The organism is Flavobacterium sp., assembly GCF_046155325.1.
Taxonomy (GTDB): Bacteria; Bacteroidota; Bacteroidia; order Flavobacteriales; family Flavobacteriaceae; genus Flavobacterium.
Genome location: NZ_JBJXDQ010000081.1, coordinates 1 through 7,129 on the forward strand (window position 1 = coordinate 1; position 7,129 = coordinate 7,129).

A 7,129-nucleotide genomic window follows, 5' to 3' on the forward strand; every position below is an offset into this window, starting at 1 on the left:
CTATTGCTGAACCAACGCAACCACATCTGCAACTGGAATCGTTCGCATCGCATCTTCGTATCCTTTCACTTTTTTATTCCCATACACCGAAGTGGGTAATTTTGGAAACAAATTTCTATCCGAAATCAAAGCATTTTCTAAAGGTTGATTAAAGGGCGAAAATCCAGCATAAGGATGCGTGGCGCCCCAAAGCGTGATTACTTTTACGCCAAACATCGCCGCAATATGAGCATTTCCAGAATCCATAGAAAGCATTACATCCAGATTGCTGATGAGTTGTAATTCCTGCCGGAACTTGAGTTGTCCAGCGATAACAATTACGTTTTCTTTATCTCTTGAAAATGAGTACAGCAATTCTATTTCCTTTTTTCCTCCACCAAAAAGCAGGATGGTTTTGGTTTTATTTAAGGCCAATTCATCGATGACTTGCTGCATTAAATCCAAAGGATATACTTTGGAATCGTATTGCGCAAAAGGGGCAATCCCTATTAATTTAGTCCCGATAGCTAAAGGAATTTCTCCTATTAAATCGACTATTTCAGAATCTAATGCTTGTTTTGGTGGGAATAGGGTCTCGAAACTTCGGGATGATAAATCTAATGTGAAACCCAATGCTGAAAATACTTTTGCGTGCCTTTCGAACATGGAGGGCAAGGGCTTGAAGATTTTGTTTTTGGCTCGAGTCAAAGCGGCTTTTTCGGCCCTGCCTTTATCAACGGTTGCTGTTTTTATTCCGCTTATAGCGAATAGTTTTCGAATGATTTTTGAGCGCAACACATTATGCAAATCGGCAATATCTGTAATTCCTTTTGATTTCAAATCTTTATACAAACGAAATAACCCCAATAATCCCTTGTGCCTATGATTAACATGGGCAGAAAAGAATTTAACATTGGGAATGTTTTTAAAAATGGGTTTATAAAATACCCTAGAAACTACAGTGATTTTTACTTCAGGATGTTGACTAGTAAAAGCCCTTAAAACAGGAACCGTCATAGCGACATCTCCCATTGCGGAAAGTCTTATGACGGCTATATGTTGGATTTTTTTGGACAAATTAGTATTGTCTTTACTTATTTCTTATTCTGATACAAAATAGGGTTCAAATCATCGTCGTTGTACATCTTCATTTGTTTGTACACTTTCATGAATTTATTACCTTTTTCGATGTCGTTTAGCAAATCATCAATGGCTGTTGACAAATCGGTTCTTTGTTCTAATAGCACATTTAATTTTGTCTGACACTTGTCTCTGTGATCTTGCGAAGCTTCTGCTCGATTGGCTTCTTCATTCATGTGGTAAATTTTCAAGGCCAAAATAGAAAGTCTATCAAATGCCCAAGCTGGACTTTCAGAATTTATTTTGGCGTTATCTTTGACAGTTACATGGCTGTATTTTTGAAGAAAATAACCGTCTATATATTCAACCATATCAGTTCTCTCCTGGTTGGAAGCGTCTATTTTCTTTTTAAAGTTAAAGCAGCTACTGGGTCAATATTAGGATCACGAATAATGTCTTCAAAATGCCATTGTACGGTATCTATCCAGTTTTTAAGGTATAATAAATGCTCAAATTTTTCTTTCGGAAATGGATTATTAATGGGTTGATCTACACTGTCAAACAAATGATAATCTTGAATACTTTGTTCGAAAACTGAATATGCTAATTTTGAAAACATATATTTTTAATTTTATATTTAACAAAGGTACTTTTTATACATTTAAGATGAAACTTTAAACAATTCTAATTCATTTTTTTTCAGAAAACAGCAATTAGAAATAGTGAAAATGTTTCAATTTAGCTGCGAAAAAAAAGCGAATAAACTACATAGAATAAATAGCATCAAAACAATTTCTTGTTTTAATTGTAACTGTTTAATTTCGATATGACTGGTTGCCATAACTGCTAATGGAGTCATAGTAAAAACTAATAAATCATTACTTTTATTTGATGATATTACAAAAATCACAATGCCAATAAAAAAGGAAGCAATTATTTTTTTGAAAGAAGTTTGTAATAGCAAAGGTTTATTGGAAAAGGAGGTAAACATCGAAACGACAAAAAATAAGGCAATTGTCAAATAAATTGAAAAGGCACCGTTTTGATAATTATTAGTAAAATAATCTATCTTTAAATCGATTGTGGCGTTTTCAATTACATGATCAACAATATTTTTATTAAAGAATATCGAGAGAAAAACAGAAATAATACCTACTGCAAAAAGGGCAATAAAAGGCAGTATCCAGTTTCTGTAATCTCTTGACACATGAAACAATATCGAAATAAATACCAAAACAATGTAAAGCAGGCACCAAAAATGAAACATCGAAGCAATAAATATCCACAATGAAGCATCAAATATTTTTTCTTTTGAAGCTTTTAACGATTGTAACGAAATTAATCTACGTAATGCTAGAAGAATAAAAAAATTGGCTAAAATCAATTTGTAATTGTCAAGAACCGTAGGAAAAAAAAGCAGCAATAAAAAGTAGAATAAAATGATGTAAGCACTGTCTTTACTGAGTCCGTTTTTCTTAGCTATAAAATTTGTGACAAAAACCGAACCTATTAAAACCAAAAACAATCCCAGTTTTTTGAATAGAGACAAACTAGTATTGAGCCAAGTCAAATCTTGAAATTGATACAAAAAAAAGAAAACTAGCATTAAAAATACGACCAAAATTAAATTTAATGGTGTAGATTTTTTAAAAACACTTGTTATCATAGGGATATTTTATACTTTTGTGACTGTAAATATAATACTTGTAAAAGCATGAAACGAAACAAGTAATTTTTTTTATTAAAAATAACTATAGGGCCAAGTTTCATTGAATAGAATTAACTACTAAAATTAACAACATGAAAGCATTTTTTGAAGGAATTCAATGGTTATTTGAAACTATATTTTTCGTTCTACACGATTTCTTAAGAGAATTAGAACTGACTCATTGGTTTGTAGCAAATACCATCAACTGGATTTTTATGATTATTTGTGCAGTAGCCATGGTATACTGGTGCAAACAATTAAAAATATTTGACGAAAAAGGGGAAGAAAACCAAGATACAACGGCTCATTCATTCTTAAAGTAAGTCGAAACCAATATCTTTTCTAAAATACATCTTATCAAAATGGAGCTTTTCTATATTTTGATAAGATTTTTTTATGGCCTCTTGAAAATCATCTCCGTAAGAAGTCACGGCTAATACCCTTCCTCCATTGCTCACCACATTACCATTATCTTGTTTTGTTCCTGCGTGAAAAACTATTGAGTCTTGAATGTTTTCTAATCCAGTAATTACTTTTCCTTTTTCAAAATCCTCAGGATAACCCCCAGAGACAAGCATTATGGTTGTAGCGCTTCTTGGGTCAATTTCTAGTGAGATTTCATCGAGTTTTTCATTGGCGACAGCCAAAAACAATTCCACCAAATCCGTTTTCATTCTTGGAACAACCACTTCGGTTTCAGGATCGCCCATTCTTACATTATATTCGATAACGATAGGTTCATTATTGACATTGATTAATCCAATAAACACAAATCCTTTATATTCTATTCCGTCTTTCTGAAAACCTTTTATGGTGGGTTTTACGATGCGTGTTTCGATTTTTTCCATCAACACCATATCCACGTAAGGCACTGGAGATACCGCTCCCATTCCGCCTGTATTTAGTCCTGTGTCGCCTTCGCCAATGCGTTTGTAATCTTTGGCAGTTGGCAAAATCTTATAATTTTTTCCGTCTGTTAGAACAAAACAACTCAATTCTATCCCGTCTAAGAATTCTTCGATTACCACTTTTGAACTGGCGGTACCAAATTTTTGACCCACCAACATATTTCTTAATTCTTCTTTGGCTTCCGCCAAATCCTGAATAATCAAAACGCCTTTTCCTGCTGCCAATCCATCCGCTTTCAAAACGTAAGGAGGCTGTAAAGTTTCTAGAAAATCGCATCCTTTTTCAACCGTTTCGGCAGTGAAACTATCATAAGCAGCGGTTGGAATGTTGTGTTTCATCAAAAACTCTTTGGCAAATTCCTTGCTTCCTTCCAGTTGCGCTCCTAATTTAGAAGGTCCAATTACAGGAATATGACTTAATTGTTCGTCATTTTTGAAAAAATCATAAATTCCTTTCACTAATGGGTCTTCGGGACCAACAACTACCATTTCCACTTCTTCCTGAAGCACGAAAGTTTTTATGGCATCAAAATCGGTTGGACTAATGTCAACATTAATAGCTATCGAAGCGGTTCCTGCATTTCCAGGAGCTACAAAAAGTTTGTCGCAAAGCGGACTTTGAATCATTTTCCAAGCAAATGCGTGCTCTCTTCCTCCAGAACCTAAAAGTAAAATTGTCATTGTGTAGTTGTTAAGTTTGGCAAAAATAGTCTGTTTTATTTTTAAATAATAATTTTTTTTACTTACTTTTGACGTTAGTAACGCAAAAAGTATGATAATTTCATTTGGATCTAAAGAAACCGAGAAAATCTGGAATGGGATTGTTGTGAAAAAGCCTTCGATTGAAATTCAACAACTGGGCAGAAGAAAACTAAGAATGCTCAATAGCTCCCAAGACTTGATTGATTTAAGAATTCCTCCGTCTAATAGATTAGAAAAATTGGACGGGAATTTAAAAGAGTATTACAGCATTAGAATTAACAACCAATGGCGCATTATTTTTATATGGGAAAACGGAAATGCTTCTAATGTTGAAATTGTTGATTATCATTAAAAACTAAAAATTATGGAAAAACTAAAAAACATACATCCAGGTGAAATTTTACTAGAGGAATTTCTTGTTCCTTTGGAAATAACTTCATACCGTTTGTGCAAAGATTTAAAAATTCCCCAAACTCGAATTTCTGAAATCATTAAAGGAAATCGAAGAATTACTGCTGATACTGCATTACGATTAAGTCACTATTTTGGAAATTCTGCTAAATTTTGGTTGGGTTTACAAGACGATTTTGACATTGAAGAGGAAAGTGAAAATAAAAAACAAGAATTAGAATCAATCAAGAAGTTTGATTTTCAAAAAGTAGCCTAAATGTTTCCACTATTCAATCTTTCGCTTTTGATTAATGGTTTTCCTTTACAGAAAGCAAAAACCGAATTGCGAAAAATTCAATCGATCCCCGAGCAAGAATATCAATCATTTATTGAAACCAAAAAAAAAGAAATTGTTGATTATCATTTAAATAACAATAGTTTTTATCAAAAATTTGTGGGGAAATCTACTTTCCAAAATTGGGAAGATTTACCGATAATGACTAAGACAGCCTTTCAAAAACCATTAGCCGAAAGGCTTTCCACAGGGTTTAGTTTGAAAAACAGTTATATTAATAAAACATCGGGTTCAAGTGGTGATCCTTTTGTGTTTGCCAAAGACAAATTTTCACACGCCCTGACTTGGGCAATTATTTTTGACCGTTTTGGATGGCATGGTATCGATTTTAATAGTTCTTATCAAGCCCGTTTTTACGGAATCCCTTTAGATTTTATAGGCAATACCAAAGAGCGTATCAAAGATTTTATGGGGCATCGATTGCGGTTCCCAATTTTTGATTTATCGGATAAAATTTTAGAGCAGTTTTTAAAAAAATTTAGAAACAAAAAATTTGATTACATCAACGGATACACCAGTTCAATTGTATTGTTTGCCAAATATTTGCAACAAAAAAATATTATTTTAACCGATGTTTGTCCTACTTTAAAAGCTTGTATTGTAACATCAGAAATGCTCTTTGAAGAAGATAAAATTCTAATGGAAAAGTATTTTGGCGTTACAGTTATTAATGAATATGGGGCGTCAGAACTCGATTTAATTGCTTTCGAAAATCAAGAAGCTGACTGGAGACTGAATGCCGAAAGCTTATTTATTGAAGTTTTAGACGGAAATAATACTGCTGTTTCAAACGGAAATGAGGGTCGCATCGTGATTACCTCTTTGTATAATAAAGCGCATCCATTTATCCGATATGATATTGGCGACATCGGAGTTTTGGACGAAAAAAGCACACCAAAAAAACCGATTCTCAAAAAATTAATTGGTCGAACCAATGATGTTGCCCTTTTGCCAAGTGGTAAAAAATCCCCAGGACTAACTTTTTATTATGTGACCAAAAGTATTATCGAAGACGATGGTAACGTAAAGGAATTTGTAATCAAACAAGCAAAAATCGATACATTTGAAATAGAATATGTGAGTGAAACCGAATTAAATCAATCGCAAATTCATAAAATTGAAGCCGCAATTGCTTTATATTTGGAAAAAGGACTAATTTTTACATTTGTTAGAAAAGAAAAACTAGAACGAAGTAAAAGCGGGAAATTGAAACAATTTGTTTCGAGCCTCACCCCAACCCTCTCCAAAGGAGAGGGAGTTTTAAGTAAATAATTAGAGGTCACAATTTGCGACCTCCAAATTGAATCTTGAAGTCGCAAATTGCGACATCAAAATGTTTAAGGTCGCAATTTGCGACCTTAAAGAAAATAAAAAGATAATTTATGGAAAATGAAATACTACTTTCTGAAGAATTGATCTCTAATAAAATTTACTTTATTAGAAACCAAAAAGTGATGTTGGATCGTGATTTAGCTTTACTTTATGGGATTGAAACCAGAGTTTTAAAACAAGCTGTAAAAAGAAATATATCAAGATTTCCTGAAGATTTTATGTTTGAACTTACAAAGATAGAATACGATTCTTCAAGGTCACAAATTGTGACCTTGAAGAATCGCAGAGGAACTAATTTAAAATATTTGCCATCCGTTTTCACGGAACACGGCGTTCTTATGTTGTCTAGTGTTTTGAAAAGCGATAAAGCTATACAGACTAATATCCAGATTATGCGGATATTTTCGAAAGTGAGACAAATGCTTTTGGACACAACCGAAATTAGGTTAGACATTGCTCAAATGCAAAAGAAATTAGAAAACCACGACAAAAACATCGAGTTGGTTTTCTCTTATTTGGATGAATTGTCCGAGAAAAAAGAAAATGAGCAACCAAGAACAAAAATTGGTTACAAAAAGTAAACTAACAAAAGGAAGAAGATTGCTTTGCTTTGTGCCTAGCAACTCCTCGCAATGACAAACAAATGAAAATAACTATAGTCGCAGGCGCAAGACC

The 7,129-nt window shown here is 33.2% G+C and carries 8 protein-coding genes and 1 pseudogene; 5 read left to right on the plus strand and 4 right to left on the minus strand.

Features of this window, described 5'->3' with window-relative positions; genetic code table 11:
- From ACKVOD_RS05505 to ACKVOD_RS05515, 3 genes and pseudogenes are all read right to left on the minus strand, one after another.
- Positions 1-1,011: a glycosyltransferase family 9 protein gene (locus ACKVOD_RS05505; RefSeq protein WP_409208478.1), complete on the minus strand. Its 1,011-nt coding sequence runs from the start codon at positions 1,009-1,011 to the stop codon at positions 1-3.
- 62 nt (positions 1,012-1,073) lie between these two features.
- Positions 1,074-1,678 (minus strand): annotated as a pseudogene (locus tag ACKVOD_RS05510) (DUF4254 domain-containing protein).
- A gap of 114 nt (positions 1,679-1,792) precedes the next feature.
- Positions 1,793-2,725: a DUF6427 family protein gene (locus ACKVOD_RS05515; protein ID WP_409208471.1), complete on the minus strand. Its 933-nt coding sequence runs from the start codon at positions 2,723-2,725 to the stop codon at positions 1,793-1,795.
- Between the two features lie 134 nt (positions 2,726-2,859).
- Between ACKVOD_RS05515 and ACKVOD_RS05520 the strand changes: the two genes are divergently transcribed.
- On the plus strand, positions 2,860-3,090 hold the full coding sequence (locus ACKVOD_RS05520; protein ID WP_409208472.1) for a DUF6341 family protein: 231 nt from the start codon (positions 2,860-2,862) through the stop codon (positions 3,088-3,090).
- Here ACKVOD_RS05520 and purD read toward each other — a convergent pair.
- Positions 3,082-4,356 carry a phosphoribosylamine--glycine ligase gene (gene purD / locus ACKVOD_RS05525; protein WP_409208473.1) on the minus strand — a complete coding sequence of 425 codons (1,275 nt, stop codon included), beginning with the start codon at positions 4,354-4,356 and terminating at the stop codon, positions 3,082-3,084. The two genes, ACKVOD_RS05520 and purD, sit on opposite strands and share 9 nt — an antisense overlap.
- 91 nt (positions 4,357-4,447) lie before the next feature.
- Here purD and ACKVOD_RS05530 point away from each other — a divergent pair, with 91 nt between their 5' ends.
- The 4 genes from ACKVOD_RS05530 to ACKVOD_RS05545 all read left to right on the plus strand — a co-directional run bounded on the left by ACKVOD_RS05530 (position 4,448) and on the right by ACKVOD_RS05545 (position 7,035).
- A complete protein-coding gene (locus ACKVOD_RS05530) occupies positions 4,448-4,729 on the plus strand; it encodes a type II toxin-antitoxin system RelE/ParE family toxin (RefSeq protein WP_409208474.1) in 282 nt (93 codons plus the stop codon).
- Between the two features lie 12 nt (positions 4,730-4,741).
- A complete protein-coding gene (locus ACKVOD_RS05535; protein WP_409208475.1) occupies positions 4,742-5,044 on the plus strand; it encodes a HigA family addiction module antitoxin in 303 nt (100 codons plus the stop codon).
- Positions 5,045-6,394, plus strand: a complete 1,350-nt coding sequence (locus ACKVOD_RS05540; RefSeq protein WP_409208476.1) for a phenylacetate--CoA ligase family protein — start codon at positions 5,045-5,047, stop codon at positions 6,392-6,394.
- 110 nt (positions 6,395-6,504) lie between these two features.
- A complete protein-coding gene (locus ACKVOD_RS05545; protein ID WP_409208477.1) occupies positions 6,505-7,035 on the plus strand; it encodes an ORF6N domain-containing protein in 531 nt (176 codons plus the stop codon).
- Positions 7,036-7,129: the final 94 nt, after the last annotated feature.

Bases quoted from the DNA above. Each gene is read 5' to 3' on its own strand.
- ACKVOD_RS05505 (WP_409208478.1), bottom strand. From the start codon at position 1,011: ATGGGAGATGTCGCTATGACGGTTCCTGTTTTAAGGGCTTTTACTAGT.
- ACKVOD_RS05515 (WP_409208471.1), bottom strand. From the start codon at position 2,725: ATGATAACAAGTGTTTTTAAAAAATCTACACCATTAAATTTAATTTTG.
- ACKVOD_RS05520 (WP_409208472.1), top strand. From the start codon at position 2,860: ATGAAAGCATTTTTTGAAGGAATTCAATGGTTATTTGAAACTATATTT.
- purD (WP_409208473.1), bottom strand. From the start codon at position 4,356: ATGACAATTTTACTTTTAGGTTCTGGAGGAAGAGAGCACGCATTTGCT.
- ACKVOD_RS05530 (WP_409208474.1), top strand. From the start codon at position 4,448: ATGATAATTTCATTTGGATCTAAAGAAACCGAGAAAATCTGGAATGGG.
- ACKVOD_RS05535 (WP_409208475.1), top strand. From the start codon at position 4,742: ATGGAAAAACTAAAAAACATACATCCAGGTGAAATTTTACTAGAGGAA.
- ACKVOD_RS05540 (WP_409208476.1), top strand. From the start codon at position 5,045: ATGTTTCCACTATTCAATCTTTCGCTTTTGATTAATGGTTTTCCTTTA.
- ACKVOD_RS05545 (WP_409208477.1), top strand. From the start codon at position 6,505: ATGGAAAATGAAATACTACTTTCTGAAGAATTGATCTCTAATAAAATT.